The organism is Alteromonas sp. Mac1 (assembly GCF_001562125.1).
Classification (GTDB): domain Bacteria; phylum Pseudomonadota; class Gammaproteobacteria; order Enterobacterales; family Alteromonadaceae; genus Alteromonas; species Alteromonas stellipolaris.
Map to the genome: position 1 here is coordinate 2800936 of NZ_CP013932.1, position 20481 is coordinate 2821416.

Annotated in this window: 17 protein-coding genes; 7 read left to right on the forward strand and 10 right to left on the reverse strand. The window is 43.0% G+C overall.

All coding sequences use genetic code 11. The features are described from left to right. Positions 1 to 238: 238 nt before the first annotated feature. Complete coding sequence (locus AV939_RS11950) at positions 239 to 2047, forward strand: putative bifunctional diguanylate cyclase/phosphodiesterase (RefSeq protein ID WP_231751118.1); 1809 nt, start codon at positions 239 to 241, stop codon at positions 2045 to 2047. Between the two features lie 168 nt (positions 2048 to 2215). On the opposite strand, the gene AV939_RS11955 is transcribed toward AV939_RS11950, so the two are convergent. The 5 genes from AV939_RS11955 to msrA form a co-directional block, all read right to left on the reverse strand. After that, on the reverse strand, positions 2216 to 3313 hold the full coding sequence (locus AV939_RS11955) for an alpha/beta hydrolase (protein ID WP_061997728.1): 1098 nt from the start codon (positions 3311 to 3313) through the stop codon (positions 2216 to 2218). Between the two features lie 103 nt (positions 3314 to 3416). Further along, the gene (locus AV939_RS11960; RefSeq protein WP_061997729.1) at positions 3417 to 4703 is read right to left on the reverse strand and encodes a beta-propeller fold lactonase family protein; all 1287 of its coding nucleotides are present in this window, start codon (positions 4701 to 4703) and stop codon (positions 3417 to 3419) included. Between the two features lie 210 nt (positions 4704 to 4913). Continuing rightward, positions 4914 to 5546: a molybdenum cofactor guanylyltransferase gene (gene mobA / locus AV939_RS11965; RefSeq protein ID WP_061997730.1), complete on the reverse strand. Its 633-nt coding sequence runs from the start codon at positions 5544 to 5546 to the stop codon at positions 4914 to 4916. 217 nt (positions 5547 to 5763) lie between these two features. Next, positions 5764 to 6552, reverse strand: coding sequence for a substrate-binding periplasmic protein (locus AV939_RS11970; RefSeq protein ID WP_057791098.1), 789 nt, complete (start codon positions 6550 to 6552; stop codon positions 5764 to 5766). Between the two features lie 187 nt (positions 6553 to 6739). Further along, positions 6740 to 7333 carry a peptide-methionine (S)-S-oxide reductase MsrA gene (gene msrA, locus AV939_RS11975; RefSeq protein WP_061997731.1) on the reverse strand — a complete coding sequence of 198 codons (594 nt, stop codon included), beginning with the start codon at positions 7331 to 7333 and terminating at the stop codon, positions 6740 to 6742. A gap of 314 nt (positions 7334 to 7647) precedes the next feature. On the opposite strand from msrA, the gene AV939_RS11980 reads away from it, so the two are divergent. Beyond that, positions 7648 to 8076, forward strand: a complete 429-nt coding sequence (locus AV939_RS11980; RefSeq protein WP_057791094.1) for an OsmC family protein — start codon at positions 7648 to 7650, stop codon at positions 8074 to 8076. 212 nt (positions 8077 to 8288) lie between these two features. Here AV939_RS11980 and AV939_RS11985 read toward each other — a convergent pair whose 3' ends face one another. Then, entirely contained in the window at positions 8289 to 8804 is a 516-nt protein-coding gene (locus AV939_RS11985; RefSeq protein ID WP_231701207.1) for a thioredoxin family protein, read from the reverse strand. A 197-nt stretch (positions 8805 to 9001) separates the two neighbouring features. Beyond that, on the reverse strand, positions 9002 to 9547 hold the full coding sequence (sodC, locus tag AV939_RS11990; protein ID WP_057791092.1) for a superoxide dismutase family protein: 546 nt from the start codon (positions 9545 to 9547) through the stop codon (positions 9002 to 9004). Between the two features lie 428 nt (positions 9548 to 9975). Here sodC and AV939_RS11995 point away from each other — a divergent pair, with 428 nt between their 5' ends. Further along, complete coding sequence (locus AV939_RS11995; RefSeq protein WP_138118191.1) at positions 9976 to 13077, forward strand: ligand-binding sensor domain-containing diguanylate cyclase; 3102 nt, start codon at positions 9976 to 9978, stop codon at positions 13075 to 13077. A 115-nt stretch (positions 13078 to 13192) separates the two neighbouring features. On the opposite strand, the gene AV939_RS12000 is transcribed toward AV939_RS11995, so the two are convergent. After that, positions 13193 to 13663 carry a Spy/CpxP family protein refolding chaperone gene (locus tag AV939_RS12000; RefSeq protein WP_057791089.1) on the reverse strand — a complete coding sequence of 157 codons (471 nt, stop codon included), beginning with the start codon at positions 13661 to 13663 and terminating at the stop codon, positions 13193 to 13195. Positions 13664 to 13845: 182 nt separating this feature from the next. On the opposite strand from AV939_RS12000, the gene AV939_RS12005 reads away from it, so the two are divergent. The 4 genes from AV939_RS12005 (at position 13846) to AV939_RS12020 (ending at position 18549) form a co-directional block, all read left to right on the forward strand. Then, entirely contained in the window at positions 13846 to 14559 is a 714-nt protein-coding gene (locus AV939_RS12005) for a response regulator transcription factor (RefSeq protein ID WP_057791086.1), read from the forward strand. A gap of 8 nt (positions 14560 to 14567) precedes the next feature. Next, entirely contained in the window at positions 14568 to 15911 is a 1344-nt protein-coding gene (locus AV939_RS12010; RefSeq protein ID WP_057791084.1) for a sensor histidine kinase, read from the forward strand. Between the two features lie 217 nt (positions 15912 to 16128). Beyond that, positions 16129 to 17955: an FAD/NAD(P)-binding protein gene (locus AV939_RS12015; protein ID WP_057796058.1), complete on the forward strand. Its 1827-nt coding sequence runs from the start codon at positions 16129 to 16131 to the stop codon at positions 17953 to 17955. A 126-nt stretch (positions 17956 to 18081) separates the two neighbouring features. Further along, on the forward strand, positions 18082 to 18549 hold the full coding sequence (locus AV939_RS12020) for a CreA family protein (RefSeq protein WP_057791082.1): 468 nt from the start codon (positions 18082 to 18084) through the stop codon (positions 18547 to 18549). 79 nt (positions 18550 to 18628) lie between these two features. Here AV939_RS12020 and AV939_RS12025 read toward each other — a convergent pair whose 3' ends face one another. Together AV939_RS12025 and AV939_RS12030 are read right to left on the reverse strand one after the other, a co-directional pair. After that, complete coding sequence (locus tag AV939_RS12025) at positions 18629 to 19306, reverse strand: nitroreductase (protein ID WP_057791080.1); 678 nt, start codon at positions 19304 to 19306, stop codon at positions 18629 to 18631. Between the two features lie 184 nt (positions 19307 to 19490). Beyond that, complete coding sequence (locus AV939_RS12030) at positions 19491 to 20423, reverse strand: hypothetical protein (protein WP_057791078.1); 933 nt, start codon at positions 20421 to 20423, stop codon at positions 19491 to 19493. Positions 20424 to 20481 lie beyond the last annotated feature (58 nt).

Here is a 20481-nt window from a genome sequence, read left to right on the forward strand (position 1 = left end):
GGTGAGCAAGCAAGGAGTGCTTTAACACCATCAATAGCACATTCTCACTTTGCACATAAGTATCGGGAAGCGGCACAAGGTATTAATACAAGCGCTGGAATTAACCAACTCTAGCGAGAAAGTGAGCTATTATAAATATATCTCTCAATAATTAAGTCACTAGAAAGAGCTTAAAATTCCTAACTTTGCTTTAACCATCGATAAAGACGCGTTTAATCAAATACGTCGTCGTAGACTCATGCAAATTTGTGGAGTATCAGCCCTCGGGCTGGTGGCTTCTCTTTCTGTGGCGCGCAATGTTACCTTTATAATTATTGCTGCCGGCCTTACCTGCTTAATTGCCGCGTTTGTGTTCGCATATAAACATAAAGTACTTGCCTCGGCGTCTACCCTGCTGGTGTCATTATCTTCCATGTTGTTCGCGCTAGCAGCAACCGGTGCAGGGTTATTCGACTTAGCTATTTTGGGCTACCCTACCCTAATAATTTTCGCCGCTATTTTAGGCGGTGTGGGCTTATTCTTAACGTTGCTTTTTTTCGTGACCTTGCAATGTGTTGTTATTGTTGGGTTGTCATTACAGGGCATTATCACTCCCCATATCCCTTCACTTAGTTGGGAACATTTAATCTTTACACTAGTGATATTCATCGTCACAGGTTTTAGTGTTTACATTTTAGTTCGTGACATCAAAGATTTGATGACATCGCTTCAGGGCGAAAATATAAAAGTGGCGCAAAGTCGCACGCAAATTCAGCATTTGGCGCACCATGACAGCCTAACCAATTTGCCTAATCGGCTGTATGGTGAAACCCTGTTTAATTTATCGCTAAGCGATTGTGAAGAACATGGGCAGTCATTAGCATTACTATTTATTGATTTAGATAATTTTAAGCCAATTAACGATGCGTTGGGCCATGCAGCGGGCGATCAATTGCTTAAATTACTTACCCAACAGCTCACAGAAATCTTGTCGCCAAAACAGTATCTCATCCGCTTCGGTGGTGATGAATTTCTGGTTATTGCCCCTATCAACCCTGAAAGTGATGCGTTGACGCCCCTCGCTGATTCTCTGATTGGGCAGTGCGCGTCTGTTTTCGATATATTTCAAAATCAAGTAAGGGTTTCAGCCTCTTTAGGGACAGCCAGCGCACCAAAAGACGGCACTGATTTTAAGCAGCTATGCAGAAAAGCCGATATCGCTATGTATAAAGCGAAACAAGATGGCCGCAATACCTATCACCATTACGACGAGAGTTTAGACAAAGCCAGCGAAAACAAGTTTAAAATGCTACAACTGTTACGCCCGGCGCTAAATGAACAACAATTCGAGCTGCACTACCAGCCTATTGTAGACTTAAAGAGTGGCAACATTAACACCCTAGAAGCATTACTACGCTGGCCTCAACCTGATGGGAGTATGATCCCGCCAGACTTATTCATCCCTTTGGCAGAAAGTAGTGGCTTAATTAATGAGTTAGGTAGCTGGGTAGTACGTCAAGCCACCCAATTTTGTGCCCAATTACGCCAGCAGGGACATGCTGATATACGCATGGCAGTAAATTTATCGGTGATGCAGTTTAAAGATGGTCAGCTTCAACGCACCATAGAAAGTGCATTGTACGAAGCGGGCTTACCGCCAGACGCATTGGAACTAGAGTTAACCGAGTCGTTGTTGATTGATGAAACCGAGCAAATACAAAAGCAACTCGCTTCGCTGAGCAAGCTTGGCATTACCATTGCCATTGACGACTTTGGTACGGGTTATTCTAACTTAGGCTATCTTCGAAACTTTAACGCTTCAAAGCTTAAAATAGATAGATCTTTTATAAGCCCTTTATGTTTCTCGGAGCACGATGAGTCTTTGGTAGGCGCCATCATCAACATGGCAGCCAGCTTAGGCTTGAAGACGGTGGCTGAGGGAATTGAAGATGAAGAGACCTTGCAAAAGCTACTTTTACTTGGCTGCGACATTGGGCAAGGCTATTTCTGGTCAAAACCCTTGCCCGAAAACGCGTTAATGGAATTTTTGAAAAGCCGTAACACTTAACACGGCAGCTTTTATTTACCCATCTTTATCCGACCTTGTTTACTGAACTGAAATTTCTGAGCTGGGTTTTCTAAGCTGAGTTATCTGAGCTGGGCCCCCTGAGCTGGGCCTTCTCAAACTGATTATTCAATTGATGTTTTCAGTCCTTTGCTGAAACAGCAACTTTCGTTATTTAAGTAGCTGCTTGATCCAATTAACAGATAAATCCAGCACTTCTTCTTTTTTGCTTCTATCAGGCTCATATACGTTGAAGATATGATCGGCGTCACCTATATAATAGGCATCTTCACGCACCGCATTACTCGCCTCAAAAATAACGTTTTCATGGGCAGGCAAGTAGTCGTTAGAGCCTCGTATTGCTAGCACTTCTCCTTCAAAATCACCTAAATTGCGAATAGGATTGTAGCCTAACATTCCCACTAGGTGTTTTCGGGTAAGGGTCAAATCAACCCAGCTTTTTAACGTGCTTTGCCCTTGTTCTAACGCCCGTCGAACTTCTTTAAAGTTTTGACTATTCGTCACTATTTCATTTGGGTTTAGGGCTGTAGACCATAACACCATGCCATCAAAGGTTTTAGGGTGCGTACTGACCAACTCCATAGCCGTCGCGCCACCTAAACTAAACCCTACAACCACCAATGGCGTGTTAGGATACTGCGCTTGCAAGTAATCTAGTCCGGCCTGCGCATCTTCTACCCGGCTTTTAAAGGTACTCGATAGCGTATAATTACTTGCTTCACGTTCCGCTTCCCCTCGAACATCAAACCTGACAGAAGCAATACAATGCGCGCTTAACTGGTGCGATAAATCTTTATATAAGTCGCCCACTTCATCTTTTTGCCCTGCCCAACCGTGTATTAGCAGTACCGCGCCTTTTATTTCAAGGTTGGCATCATTGTTAGCGGTGCAACTAGACTTTTCCAGTACCCCTTTGGCTCCCGAGCTCAAGCTTATGTTTTGGCTTAAGTTTACACTCTGGCTTGAGGCTGCAGAATTGCTTAAACTTTGATTATGTTCAGCTTCATCTGATTTTGCATCAGCCGCTGTGCTTAACAGCAATGCACTTGATAAGGCCGTTATTGCTAGCACCAAACTTACTGGCACTAAACGTAATAGCCTTGTAGTGAACGGCCTTGTACTAAATAGCCCTTTAATAAATAGCCCTTTAATAAATGCCCCTCTAGTAAATAGAGCAGCCCCAAGGCTCAAACTTTCATTACGCTTACTGCTTACACAATGTGGTTTAACACTTGAATATCGAGCCATTGTCATCCCTATTACTGCTATTTATTCTTCGGCTTAGCGCTAGTGCTAAGTGCTTGGATTTATGCCTAGCGCTAGCTCTGTTGCCCAGCTTTATTGATTAGTCTTATTGTTCAGACTCAAAGCCGGTTAGTACAAATTTTTGTACTCGTCGGCCTGTACTGACTTCTGAGGTATACAGGTTACCCTCGCTATCAGCTACCACACTATGAAGCCAAGTAAACTGCCCCGGATAGCGACCAGGTCGACCAAAACTACCCAGCACTTGATAGTTCTCATGTAATAAAATCCAAATGCGACCATTCATCATATCGGCCACGTACATGTATTTATTGTCGGGCGAAAACGCGATATCAGAGGCTGTACCTAAGCCGCCGGTTTCGCCCGCCACTATCACGTCTTGCATAAAATTAACCGTGCCGCTTTCATCAGCTTTGAATACTTGAATCCGATTATTCCGTCTATCGCACACATAAATTCTGCCGTCACTTGCTTGAGTAACACAATGTACAATGTCACCAAAGTTTTGTGCTTTTGTGCTGGTAGCACTGGCATTCGCCGTGGCTTGAGAAACATCGAACGCACCTTCTCGCGTGCCGCCGCCAGGTGCTGTACCGTACGCGCCCCATAATTGGTCAAACTCGTTGGCCTCTGTGTTAAAAGCTGTCACCCGTTTATTAATATACCCGTCGGCAATAAAGACTTTATTAGTGTGAGTGTTATGAAAAATATCGGCAGGGTTACCTAGCGTTGATTTACTTAGGTTACCATCTGTTTTACCGCGAATACCAAACTGGCGAATAAACTCCCCTTTTTCCGTGAAGTTAAGCACCACATGGTCACCATCACCATTTCCGCCCAACCATACCGTATTTTCATCATCAACGTATAATCCATGAACCGTTGCGGGCCACTGGTTTTCACCGTTTATTGAAGGTGATATTTCAGGCCCGCCCCACGCATTCAGTAAGTCGCCTTGTGGTGAAAATTGTAAAACGTGAGGGGCAGCTTCACAGCAAAGCCCCATATTGTTGGTAAGCCCGACATCAAGCTTACTTAGTGAGTTTGGTCGGTGTAGTAACCACAGGTTATCGTTTTTATCTACCGATAACCCTGGCACCTGACCAATAATTAATGTTTTCGGCATTTTAGGCCAGCTTGCATCTACACTAAATTGAGGAACTGGATGGCTAACATCTGCTTCAGGATAGCGCTCAACGTTAACCAAGCTGGGGGATAGCAGCTCTTGACGATTCGCCGAGGCTTGGTTTTCAACGCTGGCTTGCCGCTCGACATCAGCGGCACTCACCGTGAAAGAAACCACTACGCTGCTAATGCACAAGCCAGCTAGCTGCATAAAAGATTTAGCGGATGGTAAAGAGATACAAAGCATTGCGTTAACCCTTAAATGTATTGAACGAGTAATATTGAATTTGGTGTAATTGATAAACTTTGTCTTGCTAACGTCTTAGCACACGCGTTTTGGTACAAGCTGTTTTATACAGGTCGTTTACTATAATCGGCTTTATAACAACCGTTTAAATCATAAGCCAACTGATGAATAAACACACTAACTAGTACGGTCATGTTCGCTGAAGTGTCGTTAATTTCCGGCCAGTGATAGCAATTTTTTAGCGGCATCCCACTGCGCTGGTGTATTCACGTTGGTTAACCGCGCGTTGTTTTCAGGCGAGACTTCAATTGCATCAAAATTTGTACACATGGTATTGACTGAACGTTGCGGCACTTGCCCATTAACAACATCTTCAAGGTACTGTCGAACCTCTGTCGTTAACGGCAAAAACAAGGGTAGATAGTGATGGGAAAAATAAACAGGCCGTTTTGCACTGGTGCCTTTGTCGATAAGCTGCTCTAAATCTTCTGTTCGCAACAGGGGCAAATCGACGGGCGTGATAATTAGTGCATCCGCGTTGCTTTGAATAGCAATAGAATATATTCCGCCCAAAGGCCCAATATTGGCCACTACATCATCGACCACTTTATAATTATCGTCATATTTATTAGCATAATTAATAGAATAACTTTCAGCGTCACTAGGCTGAACACTAACAGTGGTGGCTTCATTTCGGCTAATCAATAGACGTTTAATAGGTAATGAAGAAACTAAGTCAGTTGTGTAAGTAAGCATATCGCGCTCATCACGTTTCAAAAGTGCCTTGTCTTCCCCCATTCGGCTTGAAAGCCCACCTGCTAGTACTACGCCATCGATGACCATATCGTCTCCCTTTCCCCTATACTACCTTTAACACAACTCCAGCCGACCTTATCACGCAATTAGCATGCGGATAATCATAAATTTCAGTCAATTGAAATTAGTCTAGGCTCAATGTAGTTAGCGATTTACGGTAATTGAAAGAGGATATCTATTACGCACAATCCGATTGTTTAAGCCAATGGAAGCGCTTAATGGCTAGAAACACTTTTAACTCGTGCTATTTTTGATTGGCTATGGCCTCAAAACGCGCATCTATTTGACCGCGCTCGCCAGATTGTTCAATAAACGCTAATGCCGCATTAAATTCATCGATGTGCGCTTGGGCATTTTCAAGCTCTTTAGAAACAATATAGTAAAGCGGAATAGTGGCTACAGGAATATCGATAATGCTGACACTGTCAAATACTTCAAGGAGTTTTGAGTTATGATCTCTTTGCAAGTAACCATTGGTAAAGCCTATATCGCCCCACCCTTTTGATACTTGAACAATACAGCCTCTTGCATCAACCGCTCGTTGAACAGAAAGCTTATATGCGTTGATAAACTCTGACTGTTCGATGCTTAAGCTATAGCCATATGGCAAACAAAGGCGAGCCCCTGTCACATCAGCCAGTGTATTAACTTTCATCTCTTTTGATGTGTAAATACGTACGGGAATTGTATTAATGCGTTTCGAGTAAATAAAAGACTTGGCTCGTTCGTCGGTATGAACATAAGGGAATGTTCCTTGGTACTTGCCCTCAAGCGCCCATTTGAAACCACGTTGCCATGGTAAAATGTCGATATAAACGGGTGTATTCATGTGCTTGAAAACAGCTTTTACCAAAGAAACAGACCAGCCACCATCCTGCACATTTTTATCAACATAAGGGAAGTAGCTTGAACCAGTAGTTAATAGCGTATCGCTATCAAGCAGTGGCGGCTTTGGGTTTTGCTCGGCCACACTAAAGTAAGACGAAAACCCCAAACACAGCAAGATAAGCTTTACTACAACGCACTTTTTCATGTACTACTTCCAGCCGTTTTGGTTATTTCATCGCTATTTAGTGTTAAATAACCATTACTTATAATTTAAATTAACTATAAAGAAAAAATAACGAGATAAAAGTAAAAACCGAGCAATGCTGCACAAAGCAGACCTGTGTTTAAGTCTACCGCAGCATTACATAATAATGATGACAAGAAGCAAGTAACTAAGACTTACCTGCTGCTTTCTCTCCCCAAATCTCCTCTAAGCGCTGATCGCGGCCACAATTCCAGCGATAAAGCTTGTAACGCACAGGGCTTTTTTTATAGAAATCTTGATGACCTATCTCATCGCCTTTAATAGGATAAAATGTGGATGAATCAAAAATAGGGGTAACCACGGTTTGATTTGGAAATTGCGCTTTTACCGCATTTTTAGTGTCCTGCGCAATGGCACGTTCTTCATCATTAGCGACAAACACGGCACTTAAATAACTGGGGCCTTTATCACAAAACTGCCCTCTTGCATCAAAAGGGTCGATATTCACCCAGTAATGGTCGAGTATTTCTCGATACGACACTTTGCTTTCATCAAAAGTTATCTTCACAGCTTCATAATGCCCCTTATGGTTCCCATTATAAGTAGGATTGGGCACTGTTCCTCCGGTAAAACCCGAGACCACATCGGTTACGCCCTCTAATTTTTCAAAATCAGATTCCATACACCAGAAACATCCACCAGCCAGAACAGTCTCGTCAGCAGTGGCAATTGGGGCAGCGATAAACGTGCTTAACAATAATGCGGGCAAAATAGATTTCATTATTAACCTTAAAATTAACTATCGAAGACAAAAACATACGGCTCACTAATACAGAACGGATTAAGTCCTAGAAACTTTCATTTTCAGTGACATTACAATTACGGGTAAAATTTTCATTTAGTCCTGTAACCTTCGCATGCCGTAACGAAATTAAACTCATGACACTAGCTGCGTTAACTCTCATCACTTCAACGCTATCGCCCGCATGGCCTTGGTTTGCAGAAAATCAGTGACATCGGCAGAGCACTTGCATCGTTAAGCTTTTAAAATTCAAACCATGTAACCGGTTTGGTCAAAACGTAAGGAAATAGCAAATGAGCATAGTTAAATCAGGCAGTGCGGCATACAAACCTTTAGGAAAGCAAGGCAAAGGCAGTATTTCTACCGAAACAGGCGCATTGTCTAATCAGCCCTACGGATTTAATACACGCTTTGAAGATAGCAAAGGCACCAATCCCGAAGAACTAATAGGGGCGGCGCACGCAAGTTGCTTCACCATGGCCTTATCTTTTGCGTTATCAGGCGCAGGCTATGATGACGGAGAGCTAAACACTACCGCTAAAATCAGTTTAGATAAGACAGACGATGGTTATGAAATTAGTCAGTCAGCGTTAAGCCTTGAAGCTAGCGTTGAGGGAATTACCGAAGACGAATTCGCTAAAATTGCTCAGGAAGCAAAAGATAATTGCCCCGTTTCGCAGCTTTTAGATACGAAAATCACCCTTGAGTACACGTTGAAGTAGTAATCTTTTTCATAACGCCATTAGGCAGTAGCGATAGGGCTTAGGGCTTAGCGCTTAGCTCTTAATCCAGGCTACTGTATCAATATAGCGGATAAACCAGCAGGCAATCGAAGCCTACTGATGCTTTTATTCATGGCTATTTTTTCGCCAGCCCTTTATCCATTACTTCTCCATTCCTCAATTCTTTATCCGCCAGTCTTTTACCTGTGACTTTACTCTGCCGCTGCCGCCAGAGCCTGTAAATCTTGAGTTAAACTAGTTTCTGCACGTTCTACCACTCGTCCTATTTCTTCACCATCACGCATTAATATGAAAGTAGGCGTATATTTAAGCGCATGCTTTTCTGCTATGCCCTCTGGATCGCTCTTTTTCCTGTCAACCGCGAATAAAGTAAATTGAGGGACATTTAACCCACTAGCATCTAGTGTTTTCAATAGTCGGGGGACTTCCCTTTCACTGTCATGGCACCATGCGCCAAATAGTATGAGTAGCGTATCGTCTTCCAAAGCAGATACGGCTTCAATTTCAGCGTCGCTAGGTTGATACGACTTATATTCGTCCATAAACGCTGGATGCTGTGCAAGCAATGCTTCACCGCTAATTTCCCCGACGACATCCGGAATGTTATCTGCACTCAACACATTAGCTGAGGCTAATACTATTAGTGCAGTTAACACTGGTTTCAACAATGGCTTTAACACATTAGATACGAATTTATATGTAAACACCTTCTTTCTCCTTAAAAGCGTATAGCCATATTCAATAGTGCATTGAAGTAAAACGCAAGTTCGCTATTCTACGCTTAACCCTTTTTAGGTTTGTTGGCCTGGACAGTTGCGAATAACTCAAACACACAAAAAAAGCGGCATTTCTGCCGCTTTAATTATCAATTTTGCTAAATACTAACATTGATCTTCAAGACTGGTTACTTACCAATCACGCCGCAAGCCACTCGCTCGCCGCCACCGCCAAGTTTAGCTGGGGAATCTGAATAGTTATCGCCACCTGCATGAATCATAATGGCGCGCCCTTCAATGTCTTCAAGCTCCAATTCAGGTGCGAATACAGGTTGAGTGGCATTGCCACTTTCATCAACATACAGGGTTGGCAAATCACCCTCATGACCTTCTTCAGACCAAGGTACGCTGTGACTGCCCGTATTTTCAGGGTCGAAGTGCCCACCTGCGGCACCGCCTAACACTTTTTTACCATCTTTCATTGCTGCTGAGCAGTCGCCATTTTCATGTACATGAAAGCCGTGAATCCCTGGGGTTAGCCCTGATAGTTTCGGTGTGAAAACCACACCGTCGTCATCGTAGCTGCTTACCATCACGCTTCCGATAGCTTCGCCTGTTTTCAGATTATTCATCATAATCTTTTTCCCTTCATCCTCGTGATGACCGGCGAAACAACTTGCGCTCAAGGCTAGTGAGACTGCACCCACCATGGCGGTTAATGTCAGCTTTTTCATAGCGTTCTCCTTCTCTGCTTAAAATTCGCAATAATGAAGCCCGTGCGATTATTAAACGAGCTTGCATTACAACTTACCTTAAAGAAGAGCATAATTTGCACCACAAGTGGTTAATGCGCTGTAACCCCATGAAAAATAGACATTAAGAAGATTTTGCTGATATCGACATTCTAGGCGCTTTTGAATAGATGTAACGATTTAACTCGTCATGTGTAATGTTTACGCAAACAAGCACTTATAAAATAAAGCTTACATCAATACTGCTACCGTCTGTTTCTCGTTGCAACGGGAATAGCAACGCTTTATTCTCAAAGTACGAAAGTGATTTAGTGCATCAGTATGCATTGGATTAATAGTAACGATTAACGTGGTACGCTACTTTGTTAACTAAATCTTTTAAACTTTGTTTCACTTTATCAGTGTTGCCATTGTTTTTTTGTGTCCCCGCTTCGGCTACCTCTAGCTGGCACACGCTTCATCAGCCCACGTTTTACACGCCTGTAGCCAAGACTTCATTGATTGACGGCCCAATACTATCTGTATTGGAAACTAACGACGGATTTAAATGGATTGTTGATTCCAAAGGGTTATGGCGATGGGATTCCCAGTCTTTAAAATCGGTGTCATTTGAAAATAAGCAAAGCGATACGCCTTCGCCGCAAATTCAAGCCACCTTTGTTACCAAAAGCGGTGAAGTATGGGTAGGTACTCAACAAGGCCTTTACCGTTTAAATCAAGAAAAACTACAACTCAATGCATATGAGGAAAGTTTACTTTCGGATGTATCGATACTTAACCTCAACATAACCTCTATTGCCAACAATAAGATTTTCACGTTTGCATCAGATAGATCGTTGTTTATTTTCAATGATAAAACGAAAAAACTATCGGGATTCGAACTACCAGATAGAGCGAGGATCCATGCACTTCATGTAGATAGCAAGCACCAATTATGGGTAGGGTCTGGACAAGGGCTGTTTCAGTTTCCGCTCGTTGATATCGTAAGTAGCGGCGTTGAACATTCTCCACTACGAGTAGAAGTGGGTAGTTATAAAAAACCTCGTATCAGTAGTATTCTTTCGACCGCTTCAGGCTACCTCGTTGTGGGCACCGCCGACAAAGGTTTATTTGTTCAAAATGAGGATGCACCATTTCGCCAATTAGCGATGGGGACCTCGACATTGCCTTGGCTTTTCACTATGAGCGAAATAAAACCTGATTTGCTGCTGCTTGGCACCTTTGGGCAAGGGTTGATAGAGGTGAATATTAATACTCATGAAACCCGCCAGTTTTCGCACAACCCACTTCAACCATCTTCGCTTGCTGACGACAATATTTGGTCTACCTTTGCCGATAGCAAAGGATTAGTGTGGATTGGCGCTGGGCACACGCTAAATATTTTCGATGCGAATAACCAATCGATAATTAATATATTCGGTGGTGCAAATATTGATAAAAGCTTGAGTTACCGAAAAGTACACGCGGTACAGTCCCACCATGGCGAACTGTTCGTAGGCTCTGGTAATGCCGGCATCGAAATCCTGTCACCAGTAAATGGCAAAATAGAACAGCTCTGGGAAACATCAGAAAACCCCGTTGAAACCTTGCATGTAGCTAAAAATGGTGACGTATATGCGTCAAGCAACTTTGCATCAGTGGAACTTGACTCTGCCACTAAGCAAGCCCTACCGTTAGCAGTATCAACACGTCATCCTTCAACATTTACCACTGCCTTTTTATCGACAGAGACGAGTTTATGGCTAGGCGGCACAGACGGTTTATGGGTGCAGCACAACGCTATAGAAAAACAAATCGAATTTGCTGACAGTATCGCAGAGCGGCGTATTGCGTCGTTAGCAATTGATGAAAATCGCTTATGGATTGGTACATGGCAAGGATTGGTCAAAGGTGACATTCAAATAGGTGAAACTATCGACTTGGCTACAAATTACATTGCTCACCCCATATTAAAACAACAATATATATCTAGCTTATTCGTTGACGATAATGGTTACCTTTGGGTCGGTACAGGCTCTGCAGGTTTATTTGTTAAACCTACATACGCAGACTGGACTCAAATTGAGAGCATTAGTGGTTTGCCAGGCAATAATATTGCTGCTATCGCAGGAGAAAGTGAAGATCATATTTGGGTGAGTACTACCCAAGGCATTGCCGCAATAAACCGCCATTCATTTGCTGTTAGCTGGGCAGTCGCTGCACCAAGCGTGGTGAATGCCCCTTATGCACCTTCAGCAGCTACAATAACAAATGAGAATGACATTGTTTTTGGCGGCATTAACGGCTTAACCATTATTGATAGTGATAACTTCACATTTTCGAAGCCGCCTGTACCAGTCGTGCTCACGGATATTACTTTGGTTCACCATGACGATACAATCGAATCGCTGGGGCAAGCCGCGACTGATTTAACCTTTCCTCCACTGACAAAACGAATAACCTTCGAATTTGCGGCACTTGATTATCTTACCCCTGAACATACTCACTATCGTTATCGTGTAATAGGGTTAGATGGAAACTGGATTCAGGCAAATGCTGAGCAACGTTTAGCGGTCATTACGATGCCGCAACCTGGCGACTATACTCTGCAAATTGAGTATTCTTACGATGGGGTAACGTGGGAAAAGAATGCATTGCATCGTAAGTTACTTGTTATGCCAGCGTGGTATCAAACCGCGCTAGCAAAATTTGTCGCTATCTTATGTTTATGTGTCGCTGTGTATATAGGTCACTTACTAGGGGTAAAGCATCACAGACACCGTCAAGCATTTCTAAAAAAGCTCGTGAATGCGAGAACTACTGAATTATCGATAGCTAATAAGCAACTCAGTGAACAGGCCGCAGCGCTTAAAGAGGCCAGTTTGACTGACCCGCTAACTGGGTTACACAACAGGCGCTATCTAACACAACATATTGAGCGCGATATTGCCCTAGTGCAGCGTTATTACGCCAACTGCGATCAAAGGTACACCGAGCCTAAAAACCATTACGACATACTGTTTTTCGTTATCGATTTAGACCACTTTAAAAATATCAACGACACTTATGGTCATCAGGCAGGTGACAAGGTTTTAGTTGAAACCCAAAAGCGCTTAAAGCGTATATTCCGTGAGACTGATTATCTCATTCGCTGGGGCGGTGAGGAATTTTTAGTCGTCGTCCACAACACACCTAGAGAAGAAGCGTGTGTGTTGGCAGAGCGAGCGGTAGATATAGTGGGTTCGATTGAATTTCAACTTTCAGAAGAAACACGTAAGCATGTCACCTGTTCAATTGGCTATGCTGCTTATCCACTTTCTCAGCAGCATTACGATATTTTTGATTGGCAAACCACAATAGGGCTTGCTGATACCGCGCTTTATGGCGCGAAAAATAACTGTCGTAATACCTGGATGGGCTTAACATCGATTCCACCAAGCACTGACCGTAAGGCGCTAGAAAAAGTTGCCAAGGTTCCTTCATCTATTTTTACATACGCCCAAGTTCAACAACCCAATAGCGCTAAGCTATAAAGAACATCAGGCGAGTTTAATGAACATAAAATAGTAATAACCAACGAAATAGCCCCCGCTCGTTGGACTTTCCAACTGCGGGGGCTTTTATTAAAAACACATGTCTATATTACGACTAGCTGTTTCTTTCTTGCTTGTCATCTCGGTCGCCGCGTTCACCACGCTTGCCACGCTTTTCTTTCATCGATTCGAACTTTTCTAGCTGCTCGTCAGTTAGAATTTCACTCACTTTCACACGTACATCGGCCATTTTAAGAAAACGTGCTTTCGCTTTTTCGGCTTTTAGGTTTGCAAGCTCGTTTAAGTCTTGCTCGTAATTAGCGTCTGACGGATCGAGCGCCTTAAATTTTGCTCTAAATGAGTCTTCGCTGCCTTTCTCTGGGCGATTTGCTTTGCGCTCAGCTTTAAGTTCGGCTTTCAACGCTTTTAGGGCGTCTTGCTGCTCGTCAGTTAAATCTAGCACTTTCGTCATTTTGTGAATGGGAAAGAAGTCAGGACCTTTACGGTCATCAGAATGTTTACCACCTGCATAAGCAGTAGTGGCGATACATGCACTCAATAAAACACCGGCAATTAATTTTTTCATCTTAATATTCCTACTTGTTTTGGTCATGATGCTGCATGACATGGGGGAAACGTTTTGTTTCATCAGTTTTGTTTCATCAACGGGGCTAAGTATGCATAAACGATTCGATAAGTAGGGTTAAGCTAGTGTAAAGTTCAGTAAAGTTGAAAAGTCCTCAAAATAAAACGGTTAATCTCTATTTTATGGAAAATGAAAAATACAAAATCTTACTGGTAGATGACGACGCAGAACTCTGCGCGCTACTGAGTGAATTCCTGCAGACCGACGGCTTTGCAGTTGAAACCTTAAATAGTGGCGATGCCGCCGTTGCCCGCTTATTACAAAGCGATGAATTCGATACGGTCGTTTTAGACATTATGATGCCCGGCATGTCGGGCCTTGATGTGCTGCGCAATGTGCGCGCAAAAAAACAGACTCCTATTCTTATGCTAACCGGTCGTGGTGACGACATAGACAGAATTCTTGGCTTAGAAATGGGTGCCGATGATTACCTAGCAAAGCCTTGTAACCCGCGGGAACTTGGCGCGCGTATTCGCGCCATTATTCGCCGCACCCAAAATGGCAATGCGCCAACCCAAGCGGTTGTGCATGCTGAACTCCACGGCATTGTGCTGGATAGCGGCGCTAGAACGGCGCTTGTTGGCAACTCCCCTTTGCCCCTAACGGGCGCAGAGTTCAACGCGTTAAGCTTATTAATGGAACGCGTAGGGCAAACCATCACAAAGCAAGAAATGACAGAAGAAGTACTTAACCGGCCACTTGAAGCCTACGACCGCGCCATGGATGTGCACGTAAGCCGAATACGTCAAAAGCTGAGTGCGGTGGGTATAAACGATGTGATTAAATCGGTTCGTGGTGTGGGCTATCAAATGCTTACTTCACCTGCACAAAACTAAGGCATAGCATGAAGCGTTCAGAGGTTTGGCATTCAATAAAGCATGCGTTTGGGTTCAAACGCCTGTTCTGGCGAATATTTCTTACTTTCTGGTTAGCTAGCTTATTAGTCATGACTGCCACAGGGTATGTGCTAGTCAGCAAATACACGTCTGATGAATACAACCAGCGATATTTTAATGGCGTAGTTAGCCAAGCCGAGCGCATTGTATGGCGTTACGAACAAGACCTTGCAAACGGTAATGTCCCTAAAGGGAAGATAAAAGATTGGATAAGTCATAATGTTAGACATCGTAGCGATCTTATTGCTATGCAAATATCGGATAACACGGGTAGAACCATTTACCACTATCGTATGAACAAGGTGCCCCAAAGGGATCGGACGGTAAAATTAGTGTATGGCCTATCTGCACTGCCCTATCGAGTAGAAACCCGACTGCCAGAAGCGCCTCGCATCTATAAACAAGTACTTTACCGGTTTCAATCTTTGCAGTTCGTTTTTATCTTTATTGCCTCAGCCATTGTTAGTGCACTGTTAAGTTGGGGCATTGTACGCCCTATTAACTACCTAGGCGCGTTTAGTCGCCGTTATGCCAACCAACAAGAAGTTGCTACGCCACCTAAAGCCATTATGGCTCGTGGTGATGAACTAGGCGATTTAGCCGCTGATATTAGCTTTATGGTCAACAAAACCCATCAAGCAGCTACTAATCAGCAACAACTGTTGCATGATGTATCCCATGAACTTCGCGCACCACTGGCTCGTTTGCAAGCATCGGCAGCCATTATTGAGCAGCACACGCCTGATAGTCGCCATGTAAAACAAATTCATAATGATTGCGTTCGTATGGATGCACTTATTCAACAAATATTGGATTATTCAAAGTTAGAAAAAGGTAACCCTACCCCAGAAGTTTGCGATATCAACGCCTTATGCGAACGTATCGCCGACGATATGGCTGTGCACTACCCGGGCATTCCACTAAATCTTAACTGCGAGCCCAATGTTATCATTACAGGTTATGCAGAAGCTCTTCATCAGGCACTGGAAAATATCATCGGTAATGCCTGTAAATATTCATCTCGCGGTGAATTGGTTGAGATGAGCACGGAGAAACGGAATAACACTGCTGTAATCACCGTGCGCGACCATGGGCCTGGCGTTGATAGTGACGAAATCGAAAAGTTGCTTCAACCTTTCTACCGTGCAGGTAACCAAATGCACACCTCAGGGTTCGGGTTAGGGCTCAGTATTGCGAAAAAAGCCATTGAAAAACATGGTGGAAGATTACAAATGACTAGCCCTGCTGATGGCGGTTTAAGCGTGCAGATAGTACTACCGTTAAATCAATAACCCTGCGTGAATTAACCGCTAACCATTTTATATTAATCGTCGATACCAGCCTGAAAGTTAGGCATATAACCTGCTTAGTTATATTGATTAAGTAACTTGCTCATCGTGTTTCCCAATGCAAATAGCCTGCGTTGGATGCTTGAAATACAAGTACGAAAACACTGAGTAAATAATACGTTTCTAGTTAACAGCGTGTTTTATTACAGGTAGGATGATGATGAACAAAACAAGGATTGCGTTAATTGGCGGCGGCCCCAGCGCCCTTTCTATTCTTAAAAAAGCGTTAAGCTTTTTTAGCAAGCAGCTTGCTGATGGTGAGAGCTTTGATGTCGAGAACTCTGATGCCAATAACTCTGATGGCAGAGTATCTCCTCACTTAATCTTCGATATCTTTGAGCGCAACACCGCGCTAGGTAAAGGCATGCCCTATAGTAAAGATGGGGCGTCGTGGGAACATATTACCAATATTTCATCCGATGAACTGGCACCGTTTGATGAAACCTTACTTGAATGGTTGCGCCAGCAAAGCCCCGAGTACCTCGCAAAATATCACATTTGTAAAGCGAATCTTCATGAAAAACACGTGGTACCACGGCTGCTATTTGGTGAATATCTACAGGCACAGTTTTCCGCACTAATTGGCAAATGCCGTACAGCAGGGATAATGGTTAACGTGCACCTACAGTGCAACGTTTTGGACATTAAACCCAGCACTGAGGATGAGAACAGCCCTGAGCGCATAAATAGCCTTGAGCCTCAAGACGGCGATAACCATTCAGGCATCAACATTTTGACTAACAGTGGATGGGTGACAGGGTTTGATAACGTGGTGGTGTGCACTGGCCACGTTTGGCCCAAGACTCACGAAGGTAAAGTAAAAGGGTATTTCGACTCTCCCTACCCGCCCACCAAGTTGCAGCGAAAATACAACCATACCATAGCGATTAAAGGCAGTTCCCTCACCGCTATTGATGCAATTCGAACGCTAAGCGAGGCTAATGGCGAGTTTTATCAAACTGATAACCAATTGCAGTATCGTTTATTCGACGACGTTCCGAATTTTAAAATAGTCATGCATTCGTTAGAGGGCTTATTACCCAATATCCGCTTTCACTTGGACGATCCGCTGGTATCTGATGAAGGCATGTTAAGCGAACAAGAAATTGTTCAACATAGGGCCGATAATGACGGTTTCTTAAGTTTAGATTTTATCTTTGAGCACAATTTCAAAAGAACTTTGAAAAAACTAGACGCAGATTTTTATCAAAAAATAGCGAACAAAAATATAGAAGCGTTTTGCCAATGGATGCTTGAGTCGCGTAAAGCGTATGCCCCCTTCACCTTGTTTAAAATTGAGTATCTGCAAGCTGAACAGTCGATTAAACAAGAAAGTACATTGCAATGGAAAGAAGCCATCGCGCTGCTGAGCTTCACCATTAACCACCCAGCTAAATACTTTAGTGCAGAAGATACCCTACGATTACGCAACCATCTTTTACCGATTATTGGCCTTATGATTGCGAACATTCCACAGTCATCCGCGGCACAATTGCTTGCCCTACACGATAGTGGCGTACTCGATATTATTGCGGTAGATAGCAGCAGCCACCTTGAAATTGAAGACGACTGTGATTTTCATTTTTCTTATACGGACAGCGATAACAAGCCGGTCGTAAACACATATAAAACCTTTATCGATTGCACGGGACAGAAGTCGCTGCCAATAGACGCATTTCCCTTTAAATCTATGTTTAAAGATGCCGAGCCATTAGTGGCTAAGGTACGGTTTAAAGATAAACATCAAGGTAAACAACATTTAAAAGAAAACCCCAAAAGCGTGTGCATAGGTTCTGACGATGAATACTATTTAGAAACAGGTGGTTTTGCTATTAACGATGACTTTCAACCAATGTTAGCTAACGGTAGTCTGAATGAGCGCTACTTTGTTATGGCGGTACCGTATATTAGTGGGTTCAACCCAGACTATTCAGGTTTCGATTTTTGCGACCAAGTCGCCGAGTTAATAGTAAATAAACTCAAGTGAGTCAATAAAACTGTGCACTACCAATGCTAGAGTGGCGTATCATTTGGGTGTGAGAAATCTATTTTTAAGTGATTACCGTATTGGTCTTAGACGCACTATTAGAACGTGCTTTAAAAGGATATAAAAATGAAAAAAATAATAGCCGTGTTAGTCGCGGTAGCTGGACTAGGCGCATGTACCGACAATGAGGTTGGAGATGTGTCGTTGGGTGTATTCACCACAAAAGATATTAAATTAGATGCCATGCAAGACCCTATCGTGACAGGCGTAACTTGCCACATCTCTAGCATTGAAGCGAACTTAGATGTGTCTGATCCTTCCGATAGCTCTATAGCCTGTCGTCAAACCGGTGAAATTACTGCGCAGATGCTGCGAGATATCGACAAGTCAGATTCAGGCGACATTATTTTTAGAAAATCGAAAAGCATTTTCTTTAAGAACATGAAAGTGAGACGCATATTCGACGCTAAGTCACAAACCCTGATGTATCTTTCGTATTCCACAAAAGAAACATCGGGAAGTTATAAACATAGCCTATCGACAGTGCCTTTATGGGGAACAGCGGCTTACGGTGTGATTGTTTCCGAAGACTGACATCCGAAGACTAGCTTCCGAAGATTAACTTTCGAGAATTAACCGCCGAAGGCTAGCTAGGACTTAGTTTAGTTTTAATCTAGGATTGAAACCCGTGGTACGTGACGAACTCTTCATTGTCGGCACGTACCGACCTTACCTCGTTAGCAGCAAAGTTTTCATCGGGGTACCCTAATGCGATACAAATCATAATAGCTTCAGAGTCAGGAATTTGTGCATGCTTGTGTACAACATCTGACTGCATAATACCTTGGCCGTTAATCACGCAACCAAGACCTAAATCCCATGCCGCTAATACAATGCCATAAGCCAAAGAACCTAACCCAAATTGCGTGATGCCCGCTGGCTCTAGAGCTTTATCATAGGTCAGTACTAGCGATACCGGCGCATCGAACTGCCTAAAACCACGCATCATCCAATCCATGCGTTTTTCTTTATCTTCTCTGGCTATACCCATTACATCAAATAACTGCATTGCAACATCACGCTGGCGTTGTTTATGTACGCCGTCATAATCTTCCTTGTAAGGAAAGTCTCTTACGTAAGGCGTTCCCGCTAACGTTCTCTGGGTATTACCTTCGCGAATTTTATCAAGCACATCACCCGATACCGCATGAATTTTCCACGTTTGGGTGTTGTAAGATGAAGGGGCCCACTTTGCTGCGTTAATAATGGCATCCACAGTTTCTTTAGTGACAGCTTGTTTTGTAAAACCACGTACGCTTTTACGTGATGCAGCAAATTCAGCAAAGTTCATACTTACTACCTATCTTAGTCATTACTCTCAATTGTTAAAATAGAGTAAACACAGCCAGATAGGTATGCAATAAGCACCAACCAAATAATGGATTGTTTGTTTTTATAGATATGTATTCGGGGTAACGTCTGGGGTACTGATAATGACGTTAACAACACCCCAAGAGTAGTTTTACTGGTATGGACTAACCATCAGAAGTGATAGTCTCAATTATCTCGTCTAGAACGGCTTCCGCTCTGCTGGTTTCGACTTGGCACGTACCAGCGTTTAAATGACCGCCACCGCCGTACTTAAGGCATAGTTCACCTACGTTGGTGTTTGAAGTACGATTAGTGATTGATTTGCCAATAGCGAACACAACATTTTGCTTCTTAAGGCCCCACATTTTGTGAATGGAGATATTGCAATCGGAGTACATGGCATAAATCACAAAACGATTAGTCGCGTAAATGGTTTCTTCTTCTGTTAAATCAAGCACCACAAGGTTCTTATGAACGGTTGCACATTTAGCCAATTGCACTTTCGCTAACTCATTGTGCTCGTGATACAAAGCAACACGCTCGGCAACATCTTCCATTTCCAGAATTTCTTCAATACTTTTATCTTTACAAGCATCAATTAATTTCATCATTAACTGATAATTAGAAATTTTAAAATCACGGAAGCGACCTAAACCAGTACGGGCATCCATGATGAAGTTCATCAATACCCAATCGGTTGGCTCTAGTATTTCTTCTTCAGAGAATTGTGCTGCATCACCCTTATCTACGGCATCCATCATATCAAGGGAGATATCAGGAAATTTTTCTGCACCGCCATAATAGTCGTATACCACACGCGCAGCAGAAGGTGCCTCAGGATCGATTACATGATTTTTAATATCACTCGCGTTTCGAACTGTTTCACTCAGATGGTGATCGAATGCGATATGACAACCCGCCACATAAGGAAGGTTAGTAGTTATATCATTTTCGGTAATATCTATTTTGCCATCCTGCATATCTTTAGGATGTACAAATAAAATATCATCGATGAGATCTAAGTCTTTCAAAAGAACGGCACAAACTAATCCATCAAAGTCGCTTCGAGTAACTAGTCTAAATTTATTATCGGGCATGTGGTTTCCATCTCTCCATTAGGCTGCTGCTTTTAGTGTAACAGCTAAAATGAAGTTT